The 25,843-nt window shown below is 33.7% G+C and carries 24 protein-coding genes; 15 read left to right on the top strand and 9 right to left on the bottom strand.

Going from position 1 to position 25,843, the window contains the following annotated elements; translation table 11 throughout:
* Window positions 1-40: 40 nt before the first annotated feature.
* Window positions 41-607, bottom strand: a complete 567-nt coding sequence (locus ACP7AQ_RS05250; RefSeq protein WP_426063876.1) for an L-threonylcarbamoyladenylate synthase — start codon at window positions 605-607, stop codon at window positions 41-43.
* A complete protein-coding gene (locus tag ACP7AQ_RS05255) occupies window positions 597-1,706 on the bottom strand; it encodes a glycosyltransferase family 4 protein (protein WP_426094664.1) in 1,110 nt (369 codons plus the stop codon). Before ACP7AQ_RS05255 ends, ACP7AQ_RS05250 begins: the two co-directional genes overlap by 11 nt.
* A gap of 212 nt (window positions 1,707-1,918) precedes the next feature.
* Here ACP7AQ_RS05255 and ACP7AQ_RS05260 point away from each other — a divergent pair, with 212 nt between their 5' ends.
* On the top strand, window positions 1,919-2,680 hold the full coding sequence (locus ACP7AQ_RS05260; protein ID WP_426094665.1) for a lipopolysaccharide kinase InaA family protein: 762 nt from the start codon (window positions 1,919-1,921) through the stop codon (window positions 2,678-2,680).
* Here ACP7AQ_RS05260 and ACP7AQ_RS05265 read toward each other — a convergent pair whose 3' ends face one another.
* The 4 genes from ACP7AQ_RS05265 to ACP7AQ_RS05280 are packed head-to-tail and all read right to left on the bottom strand — an operon-like array spanning window position 2,681 to window position 6,395.
* Window positions 2,681-3,451 (bottom strand): glycosyltransferase family 2 protein, encoded by a 771-nt coding sequence (locus ACP7AQ_RS05265; RefSeq protein WP_426094666.1) that lies wholly within the window; start codon window positions 3,449-3,451, stop codon window positions 2,681-2,683.
* Between the two features lie 31 nt (window positions 3,452-3,482).
* Window positions 3,483-4,547, bottom strand: coding sequence for a glycosyltransferase family 9 protein (locus ACP7AQ_RS05270; RefSeq protein ID WP_426094667.1), 1,065 nt, complete (start codon window positions 4,545-4,547; stop codon window positions 3,483-3,485).
* Between the two features lie 20 nt (window positions 4,548-4,567).
* Window positions 4,568-5,548, bottom strand: coding sequence for a glycosyltransferase (locus ACP7AQ_RS05275; protein WP_426094668.1), 981 nt, complete (start codon window positions 5,546-5,548; stop codon window positions 4,568-4,570).
* A 31-nt stretch (window positions 5,549-5,579) separates the two neighbouring features.
* Window positions 5,580-6,395 carry a 2,3,4,5-tetrahydropyridine-2,6-dicarboxylate N-succinyltransferase gene (locus tag ACP7AQ_RS05280; RefSeq protein ID WP_426094669.1) on the bottom strand — a complete coding sequence of 272 codons (816 nt, stop codon included), beginning with the start codon at window positions 6,393-6,395 and terminating at the stop codon, window positions 5,580-5,582.
* A gap of 233 nt (window positions 6,396-6,628) precedes the next feature.
* On the opposite strand from ACP7AQ_RS05280, the gene ruvX reads away from it, so the two are divergent.
* Both ruvX and ACP7AQ_RS05290 read left to right on the top strand, forming a co-directional pair.
* Window positions 6,629-7,045 carry a Holliday junction resolvase RuvX gene (gene ruvX, locus ACP7AQ_RS05285; RefSeq protein ID WP_426094670.1) on the top strand — a complete coding sequence of 139 codons (417 nt, stop codon included), beginning with the start codon at window positions 6,629-6,631 and terminating at the stop codon, window positions 7,043-7,045.
* A gap of 118 nt (window positions 7,046-7,163) precedes the next feature.
* Entirely contained in the window at window positions 7,164-8,660 is a 1,497-nt protein-coding gene (locus ACP7AQ_RS05290) for a malate:quinone oxidoreductase (RefSeq protein WP_426094671.1), read from the top strand.
* Between the two features lie 65 nt (window positions 8,661-8,725).
* On the opposite strand, the gene ACP7AQ_RS05295 is transcribed toward ACP7AQ_RS05290, so the two are convergent.
* Entirely contained in the window at window positions 8,726-10,939 is a 2,214-nt protein-coding gene (locus tag ACP7AQ_RS05295; RefSeq protein ID WP_426094672.1) for an FUSC family membrane protein, read from the bottom strand.
* Between the two features lie 194 nt (window positions 10,940-11,133).
* Between ACP7AQ_RS05295 and def the strand changes: the two genes are divergently transcribed.
* The 4 genes from def to ACP7AQ_RS05315 all read left to right on the top strand — a co-directional run bounded on the left by def (window position 11,134) and on the right by ACP7AQ_RS05315 (window position 14,658).
* The gene (gene def / locus ACP7AQ_RS05300) at window positions 11,134-11,721 is read left to right on the top strand and encodes a peptide deformylase (RefSeq protein ID WP_426094673.1); all 588 of its coding nucleotides are present in this window, start codon (window positions 11,134-11,136) and stop codon (window positions 11,719-11,721) included.
* An 86-nt stretch (window positions 11,722-11,807) separates the two neighbouring features.
* The gene (locus ACP7AQ_RS05305) at window positions 11,808-12,296 is read left to right on the top strand and encodes a DUF5606 domain-containing protein (protein ID WP_426094674.1); all 489 of its coding nucleotides are present in this window, start codon (window positions 11,808-11,810) and stop codon (window positions 12,294-12,296) included.
* A gap of 81 nt (window positions 12,297-12,377) precedes the next feature.
* A complete protein-coding gene (mazG, locus tag ACP7AQ_RS05310; RefSeq protein WP_426094675.1) occupies window positions 12,378-13,151 on the top strand; it encodes a nucleoside triphosphate pyrophosphohydrolase in 774 nt (257 codons plus the stop codon).
* Window positions 13,152-13,209: 58 nt separating this feature from the next.
* Window positions 13,210-14,658, top strand: a complete 1,449-nt coding sequence (locus ACP7AQ_RS05315; protein WP_426094676.1) for an APC family permease — start codon at window positions 13,210-13,212, stop codon at window positions 14,656-14,658.
* 11 nt (window positions 14,659-14,669) lie between these two features.
* Here the strand turns inward: ACP7AQ_RS05315 and ACP7AQ_RS05320 are convergent, their stop codons facing one another.
* Entirely contained in the window at window positions 14,670-15,350 is a 681-nt protein-coding gene (locus tag ACP7AQ_RS05320) for a Crp/Fnr family transcriptional regulator (protein WP_426063889.1), read from the bottom strand.
* A 109-nt stretch (window positions 15,351-15,459) separates the two neighbouring features.
* On the opposite strand from ACP7AQ_RS05320, the gene ACP7AQ_RS05325 reads away from it, so the two are divergent.
* From ACP7AQ_RS05325 to ACP7AQ_RS05360, 8 genes are all read left to right on the top strand, one after another.
* Window positions 15,460-17,889: a heavy metal translocating P-type ATPase gene (locus ACP7AQ_RS05325; protein WP_426094677.1), complete on the top strand. Its 2,430-nt coding sequence runs from the start codon at window positions 15,460-15,462 to the stop codon at window positions 17,887-17,889.
* 115 nt (window positions 17,890-18,004) lie between these two features.
* On the top strand, window positions 18,005-18,196 hold the full coding sequence (gene ccoS / locus ACP7AQ_RS05330; protein ID WP_426063891.1) for a cbb3-type cytochrome oxidase assembly protein CcoS: 192 nt from the start codon (window positions 18,005-18,007) through the stop codon (window positions 18,194-18,196).
* Window positions 18,197-18,245: 49 nt separating this feature from the next.
* Window positions 18,246-20,435: a cytochrome-c oxidase, cbb3-type subunit I gene (gene ccoN, locus ACP7AQ_RS05335; protein WP_426091377.1), complete on the top strand. Its 2,190-nt coding sequence runs from the start codon at window positions 18,246-18,248 to the stop codon at window positions 20,433-20,435.
* Between the two features lie 5 nt (window positions 20,436-20,440).
* Window positions 20,441-20,611 carry a cbb3-type cytochrome c oxidase subunit 3 gene (locus ACP7AQ_RS05340; protein ID WP_091166896.1) on the top strand — a complete coding sequence of 57 codons (171 nt, stop codon included), beginning with the start codon at window positions 20,441-20,443 and terminating at the stop codon, window positions 20,609-20,611.
* A gap of 27 nt (window positions 20,612-20,638) precedes the next feature.
* Window positions 20,639-21,538: a cbb3-type cytochrome c oxidase N-terminal domain-containing protein gene (locus tag ACP7AQ_RS05345; RefSeq protein ID WP_426094678.1), complete on the top strand. Its 900-nt coding sequence runs from the start codon at window positions 20,639-20,641 to the stop codon at window positions 21,536-21,538.
* A gap of 76 nt (window positions 21,539-21,614) precedes the next feature.
* Window positions 21,615-23,033 carry a cytochrome c oxidase accessory protein CcoG gene (ccoG, locus tag ACP7AQ_RS05350; RefSeq protein ID WP_426094679.1) on the top strand — a complete coding sequence of 473 codons (1,419 nt, stop codon included), beginning with the start codon at window positions 21,615-21,617 and terminating at the stop codon, window positions 23,031-23,033.
* A 38-nt stretch (window positions 23,034-23,071) separates the two neighbouring features.
* On the top strand, window positions 23,072-23,524 hold the full coding sequence (locus ACP7AQ_RS05355) for a FixH family protein (RefSeq protein WP_426064035.1): 453 nt from the start codon (window positions 23,072-23,074) through the stop codon (window positions 23,522-23,524).
* Window positions 23,525-23,597: 73 nt separating this feature from the next.
* On the top strand, window positions 23,598-24,299 hold the full coding sequence (locus ACP7AQ_RS05360) for a sulfite exporter TauE/SafE family protein (RefSeq protein ID WP_426094680.1): 702 nt from the start codon (window positions 23,598-23,600) through the stop codon (window positions 24,297-24,299).
* A 71-nt stretch (window positions 24,300-24,370) separates the two neighbouring features.
* Here ACP7AQ_RS05360 and hemN read toward each other — a convergent pair whose 3' ends face one another.
* Window positions 24,371-25,735 carry an oxygen-independent coproporphyrinogen III oxidase gene (gene hemN, locus ACP7AQ_RS05365; RefSeq protein ID WP_426094681.1) on the bottom strand — a complete coding sequence of 455 codons (1,365 nt, stop codon included), beginning with the start codon at window positions 25,733-25,735 and terminating at the stop codon, window positions 24,371-24,373.
* Between the last annotated feature and the right edge of the window lie 108 nt (window positions 25,736-25,843).

Here is a 25,843-nt window from a genome sequence, read left to right on the forward strand (position 1 = left end):
TAAGTCCTGAAAACTGAAAACTGCGACTGAAAACTCATTACTATTTACGGATCACTTTTACCTGAGAATCGTTCGTTAATTTTATAATTGTAGAAGGTTTTCCGGCAATTTTTTCGCGATGCAAATTTACAACATAGTCCACGCCTTTTATAATTTCAGGACTGATTTCTTTAAAACTTTTTGGAGTAGGTTGTCCGGAGATATTTGCCGATGTTGAAACTAACGGTTTTTTCATTTTTTCCATTAACTTGAAGCAAAAAGGCTCTTTCACGATTCGAATTCCCAACGTATTATCTGATGCAATTAAATTTGGGGCTACGTTTCTTGGTTTGTCCAGAACTAAAGTGGTTGGATTTTCAGCTAAATCCATTATTTGCCAGGCCACTTCTGGTATGTCTTTAAAGACATTGTACATCATTTTTTCACCATTCATCAAAACAATCATGCTTTGAGTTTCAATTCTTTTCTTGAGCTTGTATATTTTGGCTACAGCTTCAGGATTTGTGGCGTCACAACCAATTCCCCAAACGGTGTCAGTAGGATACAGGATGATTCCGCCTTCTTTTATAACTTCGTAAGCTTTATGTATTTCGTCGTTAATTTCCATTTAATGTAGTTTTATATTCTTGTAAAGTTTTTTGAGCCATAACTGAAGCGGTATAATTTGAAATTAATTTTTCGTAAGAAAGCGTTACAAATTTTTCCTTAAGCTCTTTATTGTTAAACAAATAAATTATTTTTTCTGACAGCATCTCAAAATCTTCTTTGGGGGTTAAAAGACCGTTAATACCTTCTTGTATAATTTCAGGAATTCCTCCGACATTAGTGCTTATTACAGGTTTTTTATGATAAAAACTTTCAAAAATTACTTCGGGTATGCCTTCGCTTTGAGACGTCATTAATAATGCATCAAATTGTGGGATGAAATTAGAAGCATTTGGTACATATCCTAAAAAATGGATGTAGTTTTCTAATTTTAATTCTTTAATTTTTATTAATAAATCTTCTGTGCGCTCCGTAAAAGAGCCAATTTGCACAAATATCATATCTGTTCTTTTTTTTACATTCACAATTAGATTAACTGTTTCTATGAATGTCTCAAGATTTTTAGCCCTAATGTGATTTCCTATTGTCCCTACTATTTTTTTAGAGTCATCAATAGCAAATTTCTCGCGTAATAAAAAATCTGTTGCAGTACTTTTATTGGTAATAGAGGTGCCTTGGTAAACTGTAATTACTTTATCTCGATCTTTAATTGACTGTAAAGTAATTCTTCTAGTCTCGTCTGAAACACATAAATATTTTTTAATCTTAGAATAATTGTATTTGTAGAGTGTCAACTTTTTGTTTTTTATTGGGAATGATGTTTTCTTGCTAAAAATAAAAGGTGGCAAATTAACGAATTTATCCGCAATAATAGTCAACGCAATTGCAGATGGATCATGAATGTGAATAATGTCAACTTTTTTGGTTTTACATAAATTAATGATTTTTAATGAAAAACGTAGATCTAAATTATAAGCCAAAGGTGCAGTTTGAAATTCTATTAGGGTTTCATTTAGACGTTCGTGAAATAGAGTGTTTTCAACACATAAGACAATATTTTTTATTTCAGGATTGGATTGTTTCAATTCATAACATAAGGTTTCAATATGGTTTTCGCCACCTCCCCAACTTTTTACTGCAGATATATGTAGAATGGTCATATATTGATTTTATTGTTTAAATTTCTTTAATAATTTTTGGTTTTTATTAGAAAGTTTATTCATAATTCTAACATTTATTTAATTCGATCCTCCTAAACGTTCTCATACATGTGATACTACAGCATGATTTAGGCATAATTTCAGGTAAAATTACATTAATTATTTTAAGTCTTATATTCAATACCTACTTTTGTCAATCAATTCTACATTTTATGAAATATATTTTTAACCCTTCTTTTAAATCTTTTGAGATACAAATTCGGAACTGTGTAAATAATTTTGATAAGCAGGGAACTTTATTTGGTGACGGTCAAAGAAATAAAATTAAACTCTTTGATTTAGAAAACAAAATGATTAATATCAAATCGTTTAAAATTCCCAACGTTATAAATCAAGTAGCTTATAAATATTTTAGAAAATCAAAAGCCAGACGTTCTTTCGAGTATGCAAATAAATTAATCACGAACGGTATAAGAACTCCGCAGCCCATTGCTTATGCTGAAAATTTTAAAGTGTCAGGACTGGAAAACAGTTTTTACATTAGTGAACACCTTCTGGCGGAATTGACTTTTAGAGAATTGGTACAAAATCCGGATTGCCCTGACCATGAGAATATATTGCGTCAGTTTACCCAATTTACATTTGATTTACATCAAAAAGGAATTGAATTTTTAGATCATTCTCCGGGAAACACCTTGATAGAAAAAGGAATCGAAGGCAACTATAATTTCTATTTAGTGGATTTAAACCGAATGAATTTTGATAGTGTAATGGATTTTGATTCCCGAATGAAAAATTTCAATAGGCTTACGCCAAAAACTGAAATGCTAGCTGTGATGAGTGATGAGTATGCAAAATTGTACGGTAAGAAATACGATGAAGTTTTTGCTAAAATGTGCTTTTATACTAATGATTTTCAAACGAAATTTCATCGAAAAATGGCACGCAAAAAGAAATTATTGTTTTGGCGATAGCTATAGTTGATTCCAAAGTCGTTGTAATTCTTGATATCGGATATAAATGGAATTTGCATTTAAATAGCAAATAACCAGTCCTTTTTTGCCGTCAAGAAATCCTAATCTAACAATGTAATTAAACAAAAAATTATAGGCAGGATGCAAAAAATGTAATAATACGGAAGGCTTTTGCTTCTTTATAAACTTTTCTTGAGCCTTTAATTTTCCGTAACGAATGGTTTTTGATTTATAAGCTTGAAAATTCGAGTAGGAGTAATGAATCAGTTTGTTTTTTAAAACACCTACTTTTCCATTCACTTTTAATTTTTCATGTACGAGCCTGTCTGTGGTATATTTAGCTTTATTTTTTTTAAAAAGTCTAAATATTTTATCATTTTGATTCCCGCTGAAACGTAGTACTTCGCTTTCATACATAAAAGTTCTACAAAATAGAAAAGCGGCGTAGTTTTCATTATTTTTTACAGTGTCTACAATTTCTTTTTTTAATTCAGGAGTTAATCTTTCATCGGCATCGAGAAATAAAATCCAATCATTTTTTGCCTGAGCAATTGCAAAATTTCTTTGTAAAGAATAATTTTCGAACTGATTTTGAATGAATTTTACGTTTTTGAAAGCTTTACAAATAACTTCAGTTCTATCTGTGCTGAATGAATCAACAACAATAATTTCGGAAGCAAAATCCAAGTCAGCTAAAAGTGCTTTCATTTGATTCTCTTCATTTAATGTAATTATTAAAACTGAAATGTTCGTGTTGTGATCGTATTTCATTAATTTTTGGATGTTTTACAAAAATAGAGCATTATTCTATATGTGTTTTCAAGAAAGTATGTAAAGCAGGAAAAATCAACTCGGGAGTAAACTCTTTATAAAACGCAATGGTTTCTTTTTTTATTATTTTAGCCGTTTTGCGTTCAAATAAATCAGGTTTAAACTCTTGTAAATGAAGTGAAACATGATTAATTCCATCTTCAAATGTAGCCCATCCTTTTTTGTCAATCCATGGCGAAAAAATAATAAAAGAGGATTTTTCTAAAGCTTTTGCCATATTTATTGCCCCGCCATCGTTGCCAATTATCATATCACAATGATTCATAATGGCGATAAATTCTCGGATGCTTTTGCCTAAAATGGAAAAATAAATCTTGTGTTTTGTGCTTTCTTTACATCCATCATAGATTTTTTTCGCATCTTCAATTTGCTTTGGAAAATAATTAAAAAGAATATTTACATCTCGTTTGTCTGCAATAAAATCAACTAATTGCGACATGTATTTCCGAGGATATGTTTTGTCTGTACTGCTTCCAATGATGCTGACCATTATCGTTTTTTTAGACTGGTTTATTCCGTGCGATTTAAAAAGTGAAGTGGCAAAATCATTTTCTTCTTTCGTGACATAAATTCTGGGAAATGTTTCTAATTCAATATCCAGATGCAAAGGATTTAGTAATGCTAATCGTTGTTCAATTATTAAACCCAAATTAGTAGTAGCTATTTTTTTTCGTTTCACGGTATCCGTATAAAGAAAATCTCTTCCTTTTTTCCAATACGATATTTTTTGTTTGGCAGCAGAAAATAATACTACCAGCCAGCTTTCTAATTTGGAATAGGCATCAATGACAATATCATATTTTTCTGCACGAATGGATTTTAATAATTTAAAATATTCCCACTTGCTTTTTTGATGTTTTTCTCTAAAAAGGATAAGATTATCAAAACTTGTATTTCCTTGTAAAACAGCAATTGTTGATTCGTACACCATATAATCAATTTGCGCTTTTGGATATGCTTTGCGCAAATTGTCACATAATATGGAGCTTACTAAAACATCTCCAATCATTTTTTGTTGAATTACAAGTATTTTCATTTGAAGTAAATTTGAAAAAATTATGCTTTTGTTTTCAAGTAATTCATTGCACGGGGACTAATCCAGGTTTGTTTTTGGAGCGCATTAAAATAGTAAACGGATAAGTTTTTAAGCATTAATCGGTTTACTTTTAATTTTGGATTAAAAAATAAAAGTACGCTTAAAAGCGACAAAAATAGTTTTTCACTAAGGACTCCTAAAATTAATAATGAATGCAAATAGAGTTGTATTGCTGTTGAAAATTGATTGCTAATGTACACATGTTTAGAGATAATCACTTCTGTTTTTGTGAGTGCTTTTGTCTTGACATTTAATCGAGATGCTCCACCGTGTTGATGAAAAATAGTAGCTTTTCTGGTTACGGCAACTTTTCCTCCAAGATTACAAACTTTTTTGCAAAGGTCAACATCTTCGAAATACAGCCAATAATCTTCGTTCCAGCCTTTAATTTTGTTAAACCATTCTCGGCTTATGAAAATGACCGCTCCGGTAACCCAATCTGGGTAAAACAAATCTTTGTTGTTATTAAAACGTTTTTCTAATTTTGCCTTATTTAGTTTTCTGTAAATAGATCTTGAGATTCCAAAAAAGCGTCCTAAAACCGGAAATAAATTATTCTGTTTGTAAAAAACTTCGTTTTCGTTTATTTGCAAACAGGATAAAATTCCAATTTCTGGATGGGAAGCGGTTGTTTTTAAAAGGGTTTCAAGGGCTTCAAGAGTAAGTTTTGTATCGGGATTTAAAAAAAGGAAATGGTTTCCCGTAGCAATGCCTGCACCAAAGTTGCAACCATTTGAGAAACCATTATTACCATTATTTTCTATAAATGTAAACTTGGAATATTTTTGTTTAAAAACAGGAAATTGCCGGTCATTAGAAAAATTATCAACAATGATGACTTCGAATGTGAAAGCACTTGAAATTATTACTTCAATAGATTCTAAACATTCATTTAAGGCTTTCCAGCCCCGGTAATTGACAATAATTATTGAAATATCCAATAGTTTTTTGTTTAAAGATTTTAAAAACGCACTATACCGCTACGTCATATTCACGTAAAGCGTTATTCAATGAAGTTTTCAAATCTGTTGAAGGCTTGCGTGTTCCAATGATTAAAGCACAAGGCACCTGAAAATCTCCTGCTGGAAACGTTTTTGTATAACTTCCTGGAATTACTACCGAACGAGCAGGAACAAAACCTTTCATTTCAATAGGAGTTTCACCTGTAACATCAATAATTTTTGTAGATGCAGTCAAACAAACATTGGCACCAAGAACGGCTTCTTTCCCAACGTGAACTCCTTCAACTACGATGCAACGTGAACCAATAAAAGCACCATCTTCTATAATTACCGGAGCAGCTTGCAATGGTTCCAGAACACCACCAATACCAACACCACCACTTAAGTGTACGTTTTTACCAATTTGAGCACAACTACCCACGGTTGCCCAAGTGTCTACCATTGTTCCTTCGTCAACATACGCACCAATATTTACATAACTAGGCATCAAAATAACCCCACTTGAAATGTAAGCGCCGTAACGTGCTACTGCATTGGGAACCACACGAATTCCTTTTTCAGCATAGCCTCTTTTTAATAACATTTTGTCATGGTATTCAAAAATTCCTGATTCCCATGTTTCCATTTTTTGAATTGGGAAATACATAACCACGGCTTTCTTAACCCATTCGTTTACTTGCCAAGAGTCTCCTTTTGGTTCAGCTACGCGTAGTTTTCCGGTGTCTAATAATTCGATAACTTCTCTGATCGCGTCAGTAGTTGTAGTTTCTTGTAACAAAGCGCGGTTTTCCCAAGCTTGTTCTATAATCGGTTGTAATGGATTCATTTTTTTTAAAATTTTTGACAAAGATAGGATTTTTAGCCAAAAGCAAAAAAGCAAAATGATTAGAAAATGTTAAAGACTTAACTTCTTGTTTTAATATTTAATTTAAAATGATAATTGTTCTTTGTATTTTAATGGGGAACAAATAAATTTTAAAAAAAAATGATAGCGAAGTTACATTTCTGTTACTGCTAAGAATTGAGATATTAAAATAGTTACCTTTGAAAAAAAATTAAATGCCAAGAATTCTCGCCATAGATTACGGACAAAAACGAACCGGAATAGCGGTTACCGATGAAATGCAAATTATAGCTTCAGGATTGACAACCATTCCATCAGCAACTGCAATTGCTTTCTTGAAGGACTATTTTTCCAAAGAGAAAGTTGAAGCTGTCCTTATTGGTGAGCCCAAACAAATGAATGGCGAGCCCTCAGAAAGCGCTCCCATTATAAAAGGTTTTGTAACGCATTTTACAAATCATTTTCCGGAGATGAAAGTTATTCGGGTTGATGAACGCTTTACTTCAAAAATGGCGTTCCAATCGATGATTGATAGCGGAATGAGTAAGAAACAACGCCTTAACAAAGCACTGATTGACGAAATTTCGGCAACGATAATGCTTCAGGACTATTTGACACGAAAAAGATTTTAAAACCGATGTAAAAAAGCAGTGTTTTCACTAAAAGAGAGTAATAAAGGTAACTTTTGAGGCAAAATTTATGCTTTTTTTTGCACTTATATAATTTATCTTTGCACTTTAAAATGTAGTTATGCCTGATAAAACCATACGTACAAATAGTGAAGTAGTTCTTATAGGAGCTGGAATTATGAGCGCCACTCTTGGTTTAATCCTAAAAGAGTTGCAGCCTGACATAAAAATTGAAATTTATGAGCGATTAGATATTGCTGCTGCCGAAAGTTCTGACGCTTGGAATAATGCTGGAACTGGACATTCTGCTTTTTGCGAGCTCAATTATACTCCTGAAGATGAAGATGGTAGCATCAATCCAAAAAAAGCAATCAGTATCGCAGAATCTTTTGAGATTTCCCGACAGTTTTGGGCGTATCTCGTTCAAGAATGTAAAGTTTCGTCTCCTGAGAATTTCATAAAAAGCATTCCACACCTGAGTTTTGTTTGGGGCGAAAAAAATGTAGCCTACCTAAAAACAAGATTTGAGGCTTTGCATTTGAATCCTTTATTTAAGGACATGATTTTTAGCACTGATTTTGATGAGTTGAAAAAATGGATGCCTCTGGTTATGGAAGGCAGAAAGGAGTCAGACAAAGTTGCAGCTACGTCAATGGCAATTGGTACCGATGTGAATTTTGGAGAGTTAACCCGCAGTATTTTTGGTTATTTGACAAAATTAGAAGGTGTTACGATTCATTTTAACCATGAAGTTCAAAAATTAAAACAAAGAGAAGATAAGTCCTGGAGAATAAAAATTACTGACTTGGCTACAGGCCAAACAAAAAAAGCGTACACTAAGTTTGTTTTTATTGGTGCTGGTGGCGGTTCATTGCCGCTGTTAGAGAAAGCAAATGTTCCAGAAGGAAAAGGATATGGCGGTTTCCCAGTCAGTGGACAATGGTTGAAATGTACTAATGCGGAAGTGATTGCAAAACATCAGGCAAAAGTATATGGTAAAGCTAGTGTTGGTGCGCCGCCAATGTCAGTTCCGCATATTGATTCCCGAATGATAAATGGCGAGAAAGCATTACTGTTTGGACCTTTTGCTGGTTTTTCGACTCGATTTTTAAAAAACGGCTCTTATTCTGATTTGCCTTTATCCATAAAAACGGATAATATTATTCCTATGGTTGCCGCAGGTATTAAGAATATACCACTTACTAGATATTTAATTCAGCAAGTGGTTCAGTCTCCTAAAGACAGAATTAATGCATTAAAAGAATATGTGCCAGGTGCGAAATCCAAAGACTGGGTTTTAGAACGAGCTGGGCAACGTGTTCAAGTGATAAAAAAAGATGAAAAAGGTGGTGGAATTCTGGAATTTGGTACCGAAGTAATCACTACTGCCGATGGTACGTTATCTGTTTTGTTAGGTGCCTCTCCGGGTGCTTCAACAGCTGTTTCTATTATGGTTGATTTGATCGGAAGGTGTTTTAAGGATCAATTTGAAACGCCGGAATGGCAGGAAAAATTAAAAACGATAATTCCTTCTTTTGGCCAGAAATTAAACGATAATCCTGATTTATTATCGAAAGTCAGACAAGAAACTGCTACTGTTTTAAAACTAAACAATTAAAATTTAATAAAAATAAATAAAAGGCGCTGAATTTTAGATTGTATCTAATTTTAGCGCCTTTTTCTTTACGAATCTTTCAGTATTTTTATCGTTTTTAATATATTTTCGGATAAATTAGTCAACCAAATTAATTGTTCAATTACTAATTGCGCTTCCTGCATTTTCAGTTTAAACGCATCTTCATCGATAGGAATTCCTTCTTTTAATTCTTTTTCCCGGATGTTCTTCAGCTCTGTAAATCGCATCGCTAAATCTTCTTGCGGAAGGTTTACTTTTAGTTCTAAATTGTTTTCTTTGAGGACTGCAATGGCATTATGCAAGTTTTTAATGGCAGTATCTACCACGACATTAAACGCTTCTGAAGCCGTTGTAGTTTTGTGAGATTGGATGTAAGTGCCCAAAGAAGCTAACGAGGACAATAACGAATGGTTTAAAACGGCCAGTTTATACACTTGTGGCAATTGTTTTTGCTTCGATTTAGGTTCTTGAACCATTCTTTGAAACGAAGCCATAAGATTTCCAATTTCAATAAAAGCATTTTTCCGAGCCAAACGATATGAAGTAGAAATGTTTCCCTTTTTATTGTAAAAGATAGAAATCTCTTTTAAATAATCTTGGTTTGCCTTAATCGATTTTTCTAAGTAAACTGGAATATTTAAAAACTCCCAGGAAGGCCATAAAAAATGATTTGCCAAAAAAGCTAAAGCGGCGCCAACAACAGTATCAAGTATTCGATATTGAACTAAATCACCAATGTTAGGCGTCACTAATCCATAAATAAAAACGACATACATGGTGACAAAAATGGCACTTACTTTATAATTTATTTGGGTAAAAGAAAATCCCAACAGTATACAAAGAATCGAAAGAATGCTGATAACAATGTTATCTTTTACGATGAAAAGAATTCCAAAAGCAATTAATCCGCCTATCACCGTACCAATTATTCGGTGAAAAGAACGTTCTTTCGTCAAGCCATAACCAGGTCTCATGATTACAATTATGGTCAGTAAAATCCAATATACATTGTGGAACGGCAGAAATTTTCCAATAATAAATCCAAGCATTAATATTATGGTTAATCGTAGTGAATGTCTGAAAATAGTAGAGGAGAAACTCAGGTTTTGGGTCAGCGTGCTTAACGGATAATATTGAGGCGTCAGGAATTTTTCTAAATCCTTGTCGATTCCTTTCAAATCCTGAGAATTAAAATCAAGGGTAAAAGCACGTTCGACGATTTTTATTTTTTCGACCTGTTTTTCAGCATATTGGAGCATCGTTGTTAACATAAAAACCCCTTCGGACGCAGTATTTTTCTCCAAATCATTTTCATACTCGGCAATGGCAAGTTGTAAGGAATTTAAATCACTCGATAAAGTGTGTTTCGAAATGTATTTAGTATGTTTTTTGACACTTTTGGATAATTGCTTCAAACTAGCCGCCAAATTGTAAGCTAAACGTTGATAAGTAAGTAAAACCGTAGGGTGATTATCGAATTTTTGATGCAATTTATCATGATCGAATGCTGTGGATAATGCCAGTTCAAGAATTTCTACCAAAGTAATAAAAACCAGCAGCATTTTGCGATTTTGATGAGAAGAACCTGAAGTCGTGTGGCTGCTAATCAACACTTCTCTTAAGTTTTGGTGAATGGTATTGAGTTCAACCTGTAAGTGCAATTGTTTTTCAATGATGGATTTTTTATTAGCATTCAAAGTCCATAAATCGCCTCGTAGTTTCAAATATTTTGCAGTAAGTTTAATGCATTCTGCAATTTGTAATTCGATATAACGGTGCGGTCTGATGACATGAAAAATAAGCGAAATCAACAGATAGAATAAGCCGCCGGCAAGTATTAATTCGGAATGTAGCACCATTGCCCAGCCAGAATTGAGGCTTGCAAAAGCTAATGAAACGGCAATGAGACCAGAGAAAGAAACCATATTAGCTCTTTGACCATAAACTGAAAGCATCGATATTAGGAAAATTAATACCGCTAAAAAAGGATAGAAAATCCAAGAATAGGGGTACACGATATTAACAATCAAATTGGTGCCTGCAACCAGAAACGCCGTTACAAGAATACCGTAAATTTTATGTTTAAGACTGCTTGGAATATCGCTGGGAAACGTAAAAAAAGCACCGAGAGCCATTGCGAAACCCATTTCAAATTTACCCAAAAACGAAAATATCACAACGGGAATGACTGCCGCTATAGTAACTTTTATAGCATTGGTAAAATGAGTGCTGTCGGTAAATTTTCGGATTTTGTAAATCATATCATTGTATTGGCGCAAAGGTAAAATTTGTATGAATATTACAAACAATAAAAGCAGCTGATTTGTTTTAAATTGTAAATATTAGCTAATATTTAACGGCAGATTATTCATTGTCTATTTTTTTACTATTTTTGCAAACTGAATGAAAAGGAAACATACTCCAATTTCAGTAGACAATACTTAATACAACACGAATGATTTTACCAATTATAGGATATGGCGATCCAGTTTTAAGAAAAACAGGAGAAGTTCTTTCACCGGAAGATCCAAATTTGAAAGCAACGATTGTTAACATGTACGAGACAATGTATAATGCCTATGGTGTTGGACTTGCTGCTCCACAAGTAGGATTAGCACTTCGATTATTTGTGATCGACACGACTCCTTTTAGCGATGATGAAGAATTAGAAGATGCGGAACAAAAAGAATTAAAAGGATTCAAAAAAACGTTTATCAATGCAAAAATGATAAAAGAAGAAGGTGAAGAGTGGAGTTTTAATGAAGGCTGTTTAAGTATTCCAGATGTTAGAGAGGATGTGTACAGAAATCCAACGATAACAATTGAATATTGCGAAGAGGATTTTGTAATGAAAACGGAAGTTTTTGAAGGATTAATTGCGAGAGTGATTCAACATGAATACGATCATATTGAAGGAATTTTATTCACCGATAAAATATCCTCATTAAAAAAACGATTGATTCAAAAGAAACTTAAAAACATCTTAGAAGGAAAAACATTTCAAGATTACCGAATGAAATTTTTTGCCAAAAAGGGAAGGTAGAGCATATTTATAGCTTTGCTTGGTATGGTTTTTGGTTTTAAATAAAAATTAAATAAGTCAAATTCTTAATAATAATTACACAAAACATGAATTTAGAAAAAATATTAGCCATTTCTGGGAAACCGGGTTTATATGTATTAAAAGTGCAAACAAGAACTGGATTTGTAGCGGAATCATTGGCAGACGGAAAAAAAATCACAGTAAACTTGAAAAGTAATGTGAGTTTATTGTCTGAAATTTCAATTTATACTTATGAAGGCGAAAAACCATTAGCTGAAATCATGCAAAAAATTGCTGACAAAGAAAACAAAGGTGTCGCAATATCTCATAAAGAAGACAATGCTGCATTGATCGCTTATTTTAAGGAAATTTTACCAGATTATGATGAAGAAAGAGTGTATCCTTCTGATATCAAAAAAGTATTAAACTGGTATAATATGCTTCAGGTAAAGGGATTAGTTACTGATGAAGCTCCGGCTGCTGCAGTGACAGAAGAGGTTGCTGCCGTTGCAGAAGAAACTCCTGAAGCTGAAGTAAAAGCTTCTGCTAAAAAAGTAAAAGCTAAAAAAAAATAATTTTTCACTACAATAATATTTAATCCTGTTCAGCTATTTTTCTGAACAGGATTTTTTTATTTTTACCAAAAACAATTTCTGATGAATTCAAGACAAAACCAATTGCAAGCGTTCGAAAGATTATTAGACATTATGGATGATTTGCGCGAAAAATGTCCTTGGGATAAAAAGCAAACCATGCAAACGCTGCGTCATCTGACCATTGAAGAAACCTACGAATTAGGAGATGCCATTTTAGATAACGATTTAATCGAAGTCAAAAAAGAATTAGGGGATTTATTATTGCATATTGTTTTTTATGCCAAAATAGGAAGCGAGACTAACGATTTTGACATGGCCGATGTGTGCAACGAAATTTGTGAAAAGCTAATTCATCGTCATCCGCATGTTTATGGTGATGTGGTTGTGAACAATGAAGAAGAAGTAAAGCAAAATTGGGAAAAACTAAAACTGAAAGAAGGTAAAAAGTCCGTTCTTGAAGGTGTCCCTAAAAGTTTACCTGCATTAGTCAAAGCAAGCAGAATTCAGGATAAAGTAAAAGGAGTTGGATTTGACTGGGAGGAATCGCATCAGGTGTGGGATAAGGTTCAAGAAGAATTAGAGGAGTTACAAGTTGAAGTTGCAGCGGGTGATCAGGATAAAATTGAAGCCGAATTTGGAGATGTTTTATTTTCGATGATCAATTACGCCCGATTTCTGAATGTAAATCCTGAAGATGCTTTGGAACGTACCAATAAAAAATTCATCAAACGATTTCAATATTTAGAAAGTAAAGCCGGTGAATTAGGAAAACCCTTAATGGACATGACACTTGCTGAAATGGATATTTTTTGGGAAGAAGCGAAGAAGTTGTAGTAAAGTTTAGTCCCGATGCTTCGGGATTAGGGTTCTTTTTTAAATAATTAAATTACCAATGTCAGAAAATAAAACCGAGTTAAAACGTTCTTTAGGATTAATAGATGCCACCAGTTTAGTTGCGGGTTCAATGATAGGATCCGGAATTTTCATTGTAACATCAGCCATGGCGAGAGATATTGGCTCAGCTGCCTGGTTATTGGTAATTTGGTTGGTAACGGGATTAATCACAGTTGCCGCGGCATTGAGTTATGGAGAATTAGCAGGAATGATGCCCAACGCGGGCGGTCAATTCGTTTACATACAACGCGCTTACGGAAGATTAGTTTCTTTCCTTTACGGTTGGACTGTTTTTACGGTGATTCAAACTGGAGTTATTGCTGCCATTGCCGTTACTTTCGCTAATTATGCCGCTATCTTCTTTCCCGTTTTAGATCAAACTCTTTTTACGGTTGGTACTGGATTTGTTTTTTCGTACCAAAAAGTGTTGGCTATTTTTAGTATAATTCTGCTTACTTACATTAATACTAAAGGTGTCGAAAGTGGAAAAACAGTTCAGTTAATTTTTACTTCGGCTAAATTAATTGCGCTTTTTGCCCTGATTATTTTAGGATTGTATGTTGGTTTACAAACGGATGTTTTATCTAATAATTTTGAAAACATGTGGGAAGCCAGTAAAACAGTGGTCAATCCTGACGGAACAATTACGGTGACAAAATTAGTAGGAATGGCTATTTTGGGCGCCGCCGGTGCAACTATTATTAACTCGTTATTTTCTAGTGATGCATGGAATAATGTGACTTTCATTGCAGGTGAAATTAAAGAACCTAAAAAGAATATTCCCCGAAGTTTGTTTCTTGGAACTCTAATTGTTACCGTTATTTATGTTTTGGCAAATCTCGCTTATTTGGCTTTGTTGCCAATGTCGGGAACTCCAAATGCTGCTGATAGTTTGAGTAGCGGAATCATGTTTGCTAACAATGACAGAGTAGGAGCGGCCGCGGCAAGTGTAATTATGGGGAATGTAGGCGTTTTTGTGATGGCTGCATTAATTATGGTTTCCACTTTTGGTTGCAACAGCGGCTTGATTCTTTCGGGAGGAAGATTATTTTTTGCAATGGCAAAAGACGGATTGTTTTTTAAACAAGCAACTGAATTAAATAAAAATCAGGTTCCGGCCAAAGCATTATGGGTACAATGTATTTGGGCTTGTGTGCTTTGTATTTCGGGAAAATTTGGAGATTTGTTAACTTATGCTACTTTTGCATCATTGTTGTTTTACATCCTGACGATTCTGGGAGTTTTTATCCTGAGAAAAAAAGAACCCAATGCCGAGAGGCCGTATAAAGCGTTTGGATATCCGGTTGTACCAGCCATTTATATTGTAGTTACAGCAGCTATTTGTCTCACGTTACTTATTTATGATACCTTTAATACAGGATTGGGATTGTGTATTGTGGCGCTGGGAATTCCGGTGTATTATTTTATAATGAATAAGAAGGACTAATATAAATTGAATTAATCCGCTAATTTTTTCAGGTTCTGGATATTTTTTAAAACTATTTTTTTTCCTATTAATTCAATCAATCCCAATTTTTTAAAATCAGATAGCAAACGGATACAGCTTTCAGTGGCAGTGCCAATCATACTGGCTAATTCATCTCTTGAAAGTTGTACTTTTAAGGAATTATCCTCATTTTCTCCAAAGGTGTCGTGCAAATAAAGAAGTGTTTCTGCTAATCTTTCTTTGACAGTTTTCTGTGCTAAATTAACCATATGGTCATCAGCTTCTTTTAAATCCCCACAAATAGTTTTCATAACATTCATAGAAAACTGATTGTTCTTGTCAAAATATCCCATCACTTCTGATTTTGGAATAAAACAAACCTGCATATCTTCAAGAGCGATGGCGCTTAAATTTACCGGTTCATCACTAATCATCGAGCGTTGGCCCAGTAATTCTCCTTTGGTAACCAATTTTACAATGTGATCTTTACCATTTGCGCTAAGTTTAGTCAGTTTGCAAATACCATCTTTTATACAATAAATACCATTTACATTCTCACCTTCTTCAAATATAACCTCCCCCTTTTTAATAATATGGGATGTTTTACAGTCAGAAAGGTTTACTAGTTCATCTTTAGTAAGTGCTTTTAAAGAGCTAAATTCTCTGACGATACATTGTTCGCATTTGCTCATATTGTTTGGGATTTATTTGTAATGCAAAAGTAACTTTTTAATATGACAAATATCATATTTTTAACGTTCTCAATTGATCACCTTTGTTCCAGGTAAAATGAGCAAAGTTATGGACACACAAAACTGTTTCCATTGTGGTTTGGATATTATAAAAGAAGAAGAAATTATTTTTGACGCGAGAAATTTTTGTTGCAACGGTTGTAAAACGGTGTACGAAATTTTTAGTCTCAATGATTTGACTTGTTATTATGATTTTGAAAAATCCCCTGGAGCAACCCCGCAAGACATTAATGGTAAATATGATTTTTTAGACAATGAAAGTATTGTATCCAAACTTTTGGAATTTCAAGAAAATTCAACCGCAATTATTTCACTTAACATTCCTCATATACATTGTAGCTCGTGTATTTGGATTTTGGAAAATCTACAGCGTCTTCAAAAAGGAATAAGTACTTCGCAGGTGAACTTTCCTGAAAAGAGAGTCCGAATCACTTTTAATCCGGAAGTAGTTTCTATTAAAACGATTGTTTATTTATTGAGTTCTATTGGTTACGAACCCTACATTAGTCTAGAAAACTATGAAACGGGGAGTAATAATGTAGACAGAAGTTTAACGTATAAACTTGGCGTTGCTTTCTTTTGTTTCGGAAATATCATGTTGCTTTCGTTTCCGGAATATTTTGAGGTGAAAGAATATTGGCTGGATCAATACCGTGGATTCTTTCGCTGGTTGATTTTTGTTCTAGCTTTACCGAGTTTCTTTTATTCGGCTAGTGGTTATTATGTTTCGGCCTATAAAAGTATCAAAACCAAAATGCTCAACATCGATATCCCTATTGCTTTAGGAATTATTGTGATGTTTGTGCGAAGTACGTTTGATATTTTAATGGATTACGGATCTGGTTTTTTTGACAGCTTAACCGGATTGATTTTCTTTATGCTTTTGGGGAAAATGTTCCAGATCAAAACCTATAGTTTTTTGAGTTTTGAAAGGGATTTTAAATCTTATTTTCCAATAGCAATTACCAAAATTAATGCGGATGCCTCCGAAGAAAGCGTAGCGATCTATGAAGTTGAAAAAGGCGACAGACTTCTCATTAGAAATCAAGAGCTTATTCCGGTTGATGGGATTTTAATTTCGGAAAAAGCAGAAATCGATTATAGTTTTGTAACTGGAGAAGCAATTCCTATAACAAAACAATCTGGGGATAAAGTATTTGCAGGCGGAAAACAAATAGGGAAAGTAATCGAAATGGAAGTCTTACATTCTGTTTCCCAAAGTTACTTAACGCAATTATGGAGTAATGATGTATTTCAAAAAAACGTAGAGCAAAAACACAAAACGATTACTGATAGCATCAGTCGTTATTTTACACCTATTTTATTACTGATTGCTTTTGCGGGGTTTGGCTACTGGATTTTTATTGATGCCAATATCGCTTTCAATGTGTTTACCGCAGTGCTAATTGTTGCTTGTCCTTGTGCTCTGGCATTGACGGCTCCATTTACCTTTGGGAACGTGTTGCGAATTTTAGGAAAGCAGAAATTCTATCTTAAAAATGCTTTGGTTATCGAACAATTGGCGAAGGTAGATACTATTGTTTTTGATAAAACGGGAACGATTACCACCAATAAAAAATCGAATATATCCTATGAAGGATCTGTTCTTTCCGATGAAAATTTGTTGCTAATAAAAAATGTTTTACGAGCTTCAAATCATCCATTGAGCCGCATGTTGTATGATTATTTGCCTATACCAATTTTACAAAACAAGTCAGTAAATGACTCCAAAAAGTTGAAAGTGGATGCTTTTGAAGAAATTACCGGAAAAGGAATTTTAGCTCAGATTTTTGGTCACCAAATTCAAATTGGTTCCGAAGAATTTTGTACTCCGCCATTATCGCTTTCGTCGCTCTCGCCTTTGGAGAGGGTTGGCGAGAGGACATCGGTTCACATCAAGATAAATGAAGTTTATTATGGAAAATTTGTTTTTAATAATCAATACAGAGAAGGATTGGAGGCGCTTTTTAAGAACTTAAGTACTAATTATCAAATCATGGTTTTGTCGGGTGACAATGAAGGCGAACGTACTACTCTTGAACAACTTTTGCCGAAAGGCACAGAATTGATTTTCAATCAGAAACCGGAACAAAAGCTCGAATTCATTAAAAATTTGCAGGAAAATGGCAAAAATGTAATGATGGTCGGTGATGGATTAAATGATGCCGGAGCTTTGGCGCAAAGCAATGTTGGAATTTCGATTTCTGAAAATGTGAATGTTTTTTCGCCAGCTTGTGACGCTATTTTGGATGCTGGCGAATTTCAAAAACTGAATTATTTCTTGAAATTATCTAAAAATTCCATTATTACAATCAAAATGAGTTTCGCATTATCCTTATTATATAATGTAGTGGGATTATCATTTGCCATTACCGGAAATCTATTGCCGTTGGTAGCGGCTATTATAATGCCATTGAGCACGATAACAATAGTGAGTTTTGTGACGGTGATGAGCAGTTACTATGCAAATAAAAAGTAAAAAAAATAAAAATTTTCTGATTTTTTTCACATATATTTAACAAAAGTAATAAGTATGATAAATGTCATATTTTACTCGAAAACGTCAGAGTAACTTTGTAAACACAAATTAAGGTATGAGTGTCATTTATTTATTAATCTCCATCAGTATCATTGTCGCCATTGGGTTTTTTATTGCTTTTATAACAGCAGTAAAGACTGGGCAGTACGATGACGATTATACGCCATCGGTCAGAATGCTATTTGACGATGAGTTAGTACAGCCAAAAGTTGAAAAGCCAAAGATCGAAAGTCAGGAGACTTTATGATATTCAACACTAATTTTTTAAATTTTTCAATCATTTAATTTTTTTATTTATGGAAATGCAGCAGTTTTATTACGATAACAATATTGTAAAGAAATTCATTTACGCCACTATTCTTTTCGGTGTGGTAGGAATGTTAGTTGGACTCACATTAGCTTTTATGTTTCTTTTCCCAAATATGACCGATGGAATTTCATGGTTAAGTTACGGCAGATTGAGACCTTTGCACACTAATGCCGTTATTTTTGCTTTTGTGGGTAACGCTTTTTTTGCGGGAATGTATTATTCCTTGCAAAGATTACTGAAAGCGAGAATGTTTAGTGATTTTTTAAGTAATGTTCATTTTTGGGGTTGGCAATTAATTATAGTTGCTGCAGCCATTACTTTGCCTTTAGGGTATAGTTCTTCAAAAGAATATGCCGAATTAGAATGGCCAATAGACATTGCAATTACTTTAATTTGGGTTGTAATGGGTATCAATATGATTGGAACCATGATAAAACGAAGAGAGCGACATTTATATGTTGCGATTTGGTTTTATTTGGCAACATTTGTTACTGTAGCAGTTTTACATATTTTTAACAATTTAGAATTACCAGTTTCAGCATTCAAAAGTTATTCTGTTTATGCAGGAGTTCAAGATGCCTTGGTTCAATGGTGGTACGGTCATAATGCAGTGGCATTTTTCTTGACGACCCCGTTCTTAGGATTAATGTATTATTTTGTTCCAAAGGCAGCTAATCGTCCGGTATATTCTTATAGATTATCAATTGTTCACTTTTGGTCGTTAATTTTTATCTATATCTGGGCAGGACCACACCATTTATTATATTCAGCATTGCCTAACTGGGCACAGAATTTAGGTGTTGCTTTTTCTATAATGTTGCTTGCGCCATCTTGGGGTGGTATGATAAACGGACTTTTAACTTTAAGAGGGGTTTGGGATAAAGTACGTGTAGATCCTGTTTTGAAATTCTTTGTAGTAGCGATTACGGGTTACGGAATGGCCACTTTTGAAGGACCAATGTTGTCGCTGAAAAATGTAAATGCTATTGCACATTACACGGACTGGATTATTGCTCACGTTCACGTAGGCGCATTAGCTTGGAATGGATTCATGGCTTTCGGTATGATTTATTGGCTAATTCCAAGAATGACCAAAAGTAATTTATACTCACTAAAATTGGCTAATTTTCACTTTTGGATTGGTACTTTAGGAGTTATATTATATACAATTCCAATGTATGTAGCTGGTTTTTTACAAGCTTCTATGTGGAAACAATTTAATCCAGACGGAACTTTAACATATGGTAACTTCCTTGAAACAGTAACTCAAATTATGCCAATGTACTGGATGAGAGCTATTGGTGGAACGCTTTATTTGATTGGAATGCTAACTTTAGTTTATAACATTGTTCAAACTTTAAGAGCAGGTTCTACTATTGAAGATGAATTAGCCGAAGCTCCCGCTTTAGTAAGAATTAGTTCTGGAAGAGTGAAAGGAGAAAAATTTCACCCTTGGTTAGAAAGAAAACCTATTCAATTGACAATATTAGCAACTGTAGCAATTTTAATTGGAGGCGTTATTCAAATTGTGCCAACGATAATGGTTAAATCTAATATTCCAACAATTGCAAGCGTGAAACCGTACTCTCCATTAGAATTAGAAGGACGTGATTTATACATTCGTGAAGGTTGTGTAGGGTGTCACTCGCAGTCTGTTCGTCCGTTCCGTAGTGAGGTAGAACGATATGGACCACAATCGAAAGCGGGTGAGTTTGTATATGATCATCCTTTCCTTTGGGGATCAAAACGTACTGGTCCGGATTTATTGAGAGTTGGTGCAAAATACAATGACAATTGGCATTTTAACCACTTTTGGAGTCCACAAAGTATATCTGCAGGATCAATTATGCCAGGTTATAAATGGTTGTTTGATAATAAACCAATGGATATTTCTTTGACTCAAAAGAAAATGCAGGCAATGGTTACACTTGGTGTTCCATATACTAAAGCTCAAGTTGCAAGTGGTTTAGATGATTTAAGAAAACAAGCAATTGCAATTGAAGAAAGCTTGAAAAATGATCCTGATTTTGTAAAAAGCTATGATGAAAGCAAGAAAAAAGCAGAAGCTAGAGGAGAAAAATTTGTTCCAATGAACGAAAGAGAAATTGTAGCCATGATTGCTTATATGCAAAGACTTGGTACAGATATAAAAGTTAAAAATACTGCTAAAAATTAAAAGTTATGTTTGAACAAGTAAAACACAATTTAGAAACAATTGATGGTGTGACAATATATCCCATCTTATCTCTATTAATTTTCTTTGTCTTTTTCGTAGGACTTGGTTTATGGGTATTCTCATATAAGAAAGAAAAAATCAATGAGTTAAGTCAAATTCCATTGAGAGATAATTAAATAGTATAATCTTTTAAAATTTAGAAAATGAAAAAATTAATTCCAGCATATGTTAGGGTTCCTGTTATTTTCTTTGCCGTGTTTATGGCAATGGAATATTTCATAGACTCAGGGGACAGTCCCGCTTTTATAAAATTCCCTATGGTTTCTGTATTTTTATTTGTATTTCTTTTCCTTTTGATAGCGATAGAAATTACGATGAGTGCAGTGGATAATATAATGTATCAGTTGTTAACTGAGGAGCAAAAAAGTAAACTAAATGAAGTGAATGATTTGAGTTTTAAGGATAGCGAGTGGTATCAAAAAATAATGAAAAGATTAACTAAAACTGAACCTTTAGAAAGTGAAGGCCAGCTGTTATTGGATCATGATTATGACGGAATCAAAGAGCTTGACAATAATTTGCCACCATGGTGGGTCTATTTGTTTTATGCGTCAATTGTTTTTGGTATTGTATATATGGTTCGATTTGAAGTTTTAGGAGCTGACAATCAGGAGATGGAACTTAAAAAAGAAGTTGCTCAGGCCAAAATTGATATTGCTGAATACATGAAAACTGCACCGGACATGATGGATGAAAAAACGGTGACTTTGTTAACAGATCCTGCAGATTTAGCAGCTGGTAAAGAAATTTATACAACCAATTGTGCAGCTTGTCACAGAGCAGATGCCGGAGGACAAATTGGACCAAACCTAACCGATGACAAATGGATTTTGGGTGGCGGAATAAAAAATGTATTTCATACTTTGGTGAATGGTGGGCGTGACGGGAAAGGAATGATTTCTTGGAAAGGAACATTGAAACCGAAAGAAATGCAGAAAGTAGCCAGCTACATTCTTTCTTTAAAAGGAAGTAATCCGCCAGATGCAAAAGCTGCGGAAGGGGAAGTTTGGGTAGAAGAAAATGTTGCTGTTGCGGTTAAATAACAATTACAAACACACGTTTTTATTTAGCTTAAGAATTTTAGTGATTATTTTGAACTTGTGTTTTAAATAAAAAAAAATGTCAAAATTACCAGACGAAGCTTTCAGAGATACCATTGGGACAATTGATGAAGAAGGAAACAGAAAATTTATTTTCCCCAAAAAACCTTCAGGAAAGTTTTATGATTACAGGAAATGGGTGAGTTATTTTTTACTTATTGTACTTGTTGCCAATCCATTTATAAAGATAAATGGCAATCAGTTCATGATGTTTAACATATTGGAGCGACGATTTAATATTTTTGGATTTCCTTTTTGGCCGCAGGATATTTATCTTTTTGTTCTTATTATTATTGTTGGAGTTGTTTTCGTAATACTTTTTACAGTGATCTTTGGTCGAATATTTTGTGGTTGGATTTGCCCACAAACCATTTTTTTAGAAATGGTTTTCCGCAGGATTGAATATTGGATTGAAGGCGATCGCGGTGCTCAAATCCGCTTAGAAAAACAAGAGTGGAATGGGGATAAAATTAGAAAGAAAGCAATTAAATGGACTATTTTTCTAATCATCTCTTTTTTTATTGCCAATGTATTTCTAGCGTATCTTATCAGTAGTGACAAGTTACTTCTGATGATTGAAGAAGGGCTTGAAAATCATGTCAGTACTCTAGTTTCCTTATTAATTTTTACCGGGGTTTTTTATTTTATTTTTGCTTGGTTTAGAGAACAAGTTTGTATCATTGCTTGTCCCTACGGCAGATTGCAAGGTGTTTTATTAGATGATAAATCGATAAATGTAGCCTATGATTTTGTTCGTGGCGAAAAAGAAGTGGGTAGGGCCAAATTTAATAAACAGGAAGATAGAGTTGCTTCTGGGAAAGGCGACTGTATTGATTGCAAACAATGCGTAAATGTTTGCCCAACCGGAATTGACATTCGTAACGGAACGCAAATGGAATGTGTTAATTGTACGGCCTGCATCGATGAATGTGATACCATTATGGATGGTATTGGATTGCCAAAAGGACTGATTCGCTATGCTTCTGAAGATGAAATTGAGAAAAATATCAAGTTCAAATTTACACCAAGAATGAAAGGCTATTCAGCCGTGTTATTCATTTTGACGGGTATTTTGATTGGATTATTGTTTTTACGTTCGGATGTAGAGGCCATTATTTTGAGACTTCCAGGTCAGTTATTCGAACACAAAGGTGAAAATATAAGTAACATTTATACTTTTAAAATCATCAATAAAACCAACAATGATTTTGATGATATTCATTTTAAATTGGTAAATGTCAAAGGAACTTTAAAAATGGTCGGGAAACAAGACATGAAAATACCAAAACAAGGAATGAATGGTGGTACACTTTTTATTGAAATTAACCAAATTTTATTGGATAGTGACAAAACAAAACTGAAAATTGAAGTTTATAACGGGAATGAAAAAATTGAAACAACAACTACTAACTTTTTGAGTCCGCGAAGTTTTGATTAAAAGGATCCAATTAGGGTTCAAATTATAAATATATGACCATGAAAATTAACTGGGGAACAGGAATTGTAATCGCTTTTGGTTTGTTTATAACCTTCATTTTGTATTTTGTTTTTACAGTACAATCCGATTCAAAATATGATAATGAGTTAGTTGTAGAAGAATATTACAAGCATGATGCGCATTTTGGTGATGAAATGGCTCGAGTGCAAAACGTAGCAGATTTGGCTCAAAAGCCGACAATAGTTAATGTTTCAAACGGAATTGAAATATCATTCCCAAAAGTTTTTGATTTAAAAAACATCAAAGGTAAAGTGTCCCTTTACAGACCGTCTAACAAAAAATTAGATTTTGAAATTCCAATTTCACTATCTGATGCTGCTACTTTGCTCATACCTAAAAAAAGTTTGGCAGGCGGTCGATGGGACATTAATATGGAATGGCAATATAATAGAAAATCGTATTTGTCAAAAGAAACAATTTATATCAATTAGTCTTAAATTCAAGAGTCAGAAAGCTCATCAATTGGCTTTAAGACTTTTGGTTTTATGACATTAAACTAAAAAAATGCTTTACACTGCCTTTATTTTCGGTTTAATAAGTAGTTTTCACTGTATTGGAATGTGCGGTCCCATTGCTATGATGTTGCCCGTAGACAGAACAAATCAGACCAAAAAAGCAACTCAAATTATCACGTATCATTTAGGAAGATTAACGGCTTACGCGACAATAGGCTTTGTCTTCGGGCTGCTTGGAAAAGGTTTTTTCATGGCCGGCTTACAACAAAACTTATCTATATTCATTGGTGTAGCTATGATTATCGTAGTTTTGGCTCCGGAGAAATTTTTTGCTAAATATAATTTTTCAAAACCTGTTTTTAAACTAATTTCTAAAATCAAAACGGCTTTAGGAAGTCAGTTCAGAAACAAGAGTTATAAATCCCTTTTTACTATTGGTTTACTTAATGGTTTTTTGCCTTGCGGAATGGTTTATGTCGCCTTGTTTGGCGCCATTGCTATGCAAAGTGAAAGTCTTGGTGTTTTGTATATGATTTTATTCGGATTAGGAACCGTTCCTATGATGAGTAGCGTTGTATATATCAATTCATATCTCACAATTCCTATTCGAAATAAAATTCAGAAGGTGATTCCTTATGTCGCGGTGTGCATTGGTTGCTTATTTATCTTGAGAGGATTGGGATTGGGAATTCCTTATATTTCACCATCCAATATGAGTTTGTTTATTCAAGCTGATCCAAACTGTCACTAATTTTCTACTTAACAAGTATAAAAAAGCACGCCAATCAGCGTGCTTTTTTATGTTGTAAAATTTCCAAAACGTTAGATTGTCATTGAAAACAATGCGGTTTCCGGTGCTTTTCTTTTCAAACGTAAATCGAATGCCATGCAAATATTTCGAACATAAGGTTTCCCTTTTTCTGTAACCTTAATGGAATTGTCTTTAATGATTAGTAATCCATCATTTTCCATTTCTTTCAACTGAAGTATAACGTCTGGAATTTCATTGAAATAACTCTCCTTATTTTCCCACGAAGTTTCAAATTGGCACATTAAATTCAGAATGTGTTTTCGGATGATAAGGTCTTCATTAGTTAATAAATGTCCTCTGAAAACCGGTAATTTATTCCATTCTAATATTTGATAATAATCTTCCAAATTTTTTACATTCTGTGCAAAACTGTACCAACTGTCACTGATTGAAGAAACTCCCAAACCAATCATCAATTGTGTTTTTGATGAACTGTAGCCCATGAAATTACGATGCAATGTCCCATTTTGAAAAGCCTCATATAAACTATCTGTTTTCAACGCAAAATGATCCATTCCTATTTCATGATATCCGTTTTCATATAATAATTTTTTACCGGTTTCATAGAGCATTCTTTTTTTATCATCTTTTGGAATGTCCTCATCATTAAAACCGCGTTGTCCATTGCCTTTAATCCAAGGAACGTGCGCATAACTATAAAATGCCAATCGGTCGGGTTGTAATGATTTTGTTTTTTCAATGGTATCAATAACATCTTCAATTTCCTGAAATGGCAAGCCAAAAATAATATCATGGCCAATGGAAGTATACCCAATTTCTCTAGCCCAAAACGTAACTTTTGCCACGTTATGAAAAGGCTGCAAACGGTGGATTGCTTTTTGTACTTTCTCGGAATAATCCTGAACACCAAAACTCACCCTTCTAAAACCTAAATCGTAAAGCTTCTGCAAATGTTCGTGCGATGTGTTATTTGGATGACCTTCAAAACTAAACTCATGATCTTTGGCTTTTTTGGCATGAACAAAAATTCCATTTATTAAATCCTCTAAGTTTTTAGTGGAAAAAAATGTGGGAGTTCCACCACCTAAATGAATCTCTTTGATTGTTGGTTTTTCTCCAAGAATTTTACAATATAATGTCCATTCTTTTAAAACTGCTTCTATGTATGGATTCTCAACGCTATGATTTTTAGTAATCCGCTTGTTACATCCACAAAAAGTACATAAGCTTTCGCAAAAAGGCAAATGGATATACAAACTAATGCCTTCTGAAGAATTACTTTTTATAAATGATTTCTTTAACGTTTCGGACCAAATTTCATCCGAAAAATCAGTTTCATCCCAATAGGGAACTGTTGGATAACTGGTATATCTGGGACCGGGAACATTGTATTTTTGAATTAAAGAATTTTTCATGGCAAAATCATTTATCGTTGTTCAAAAGTAAAACGACTGCTGGTATATTAAAATGATAATTATCATATCAATAGCATTTTGCAAAAAAAACCTCGAACTATTGAAGAT

This window comes from Flavobacterium sp. DSR2-3-3, assembly GCF_049896585.1.
In the GTDB taxonomy this organism is placed as follows: domain Bacteria; phylum Bacteroidota; class Bacteroidia; order Flavobacteriales; family Flavobacteriaceae; genus Flavobacterium.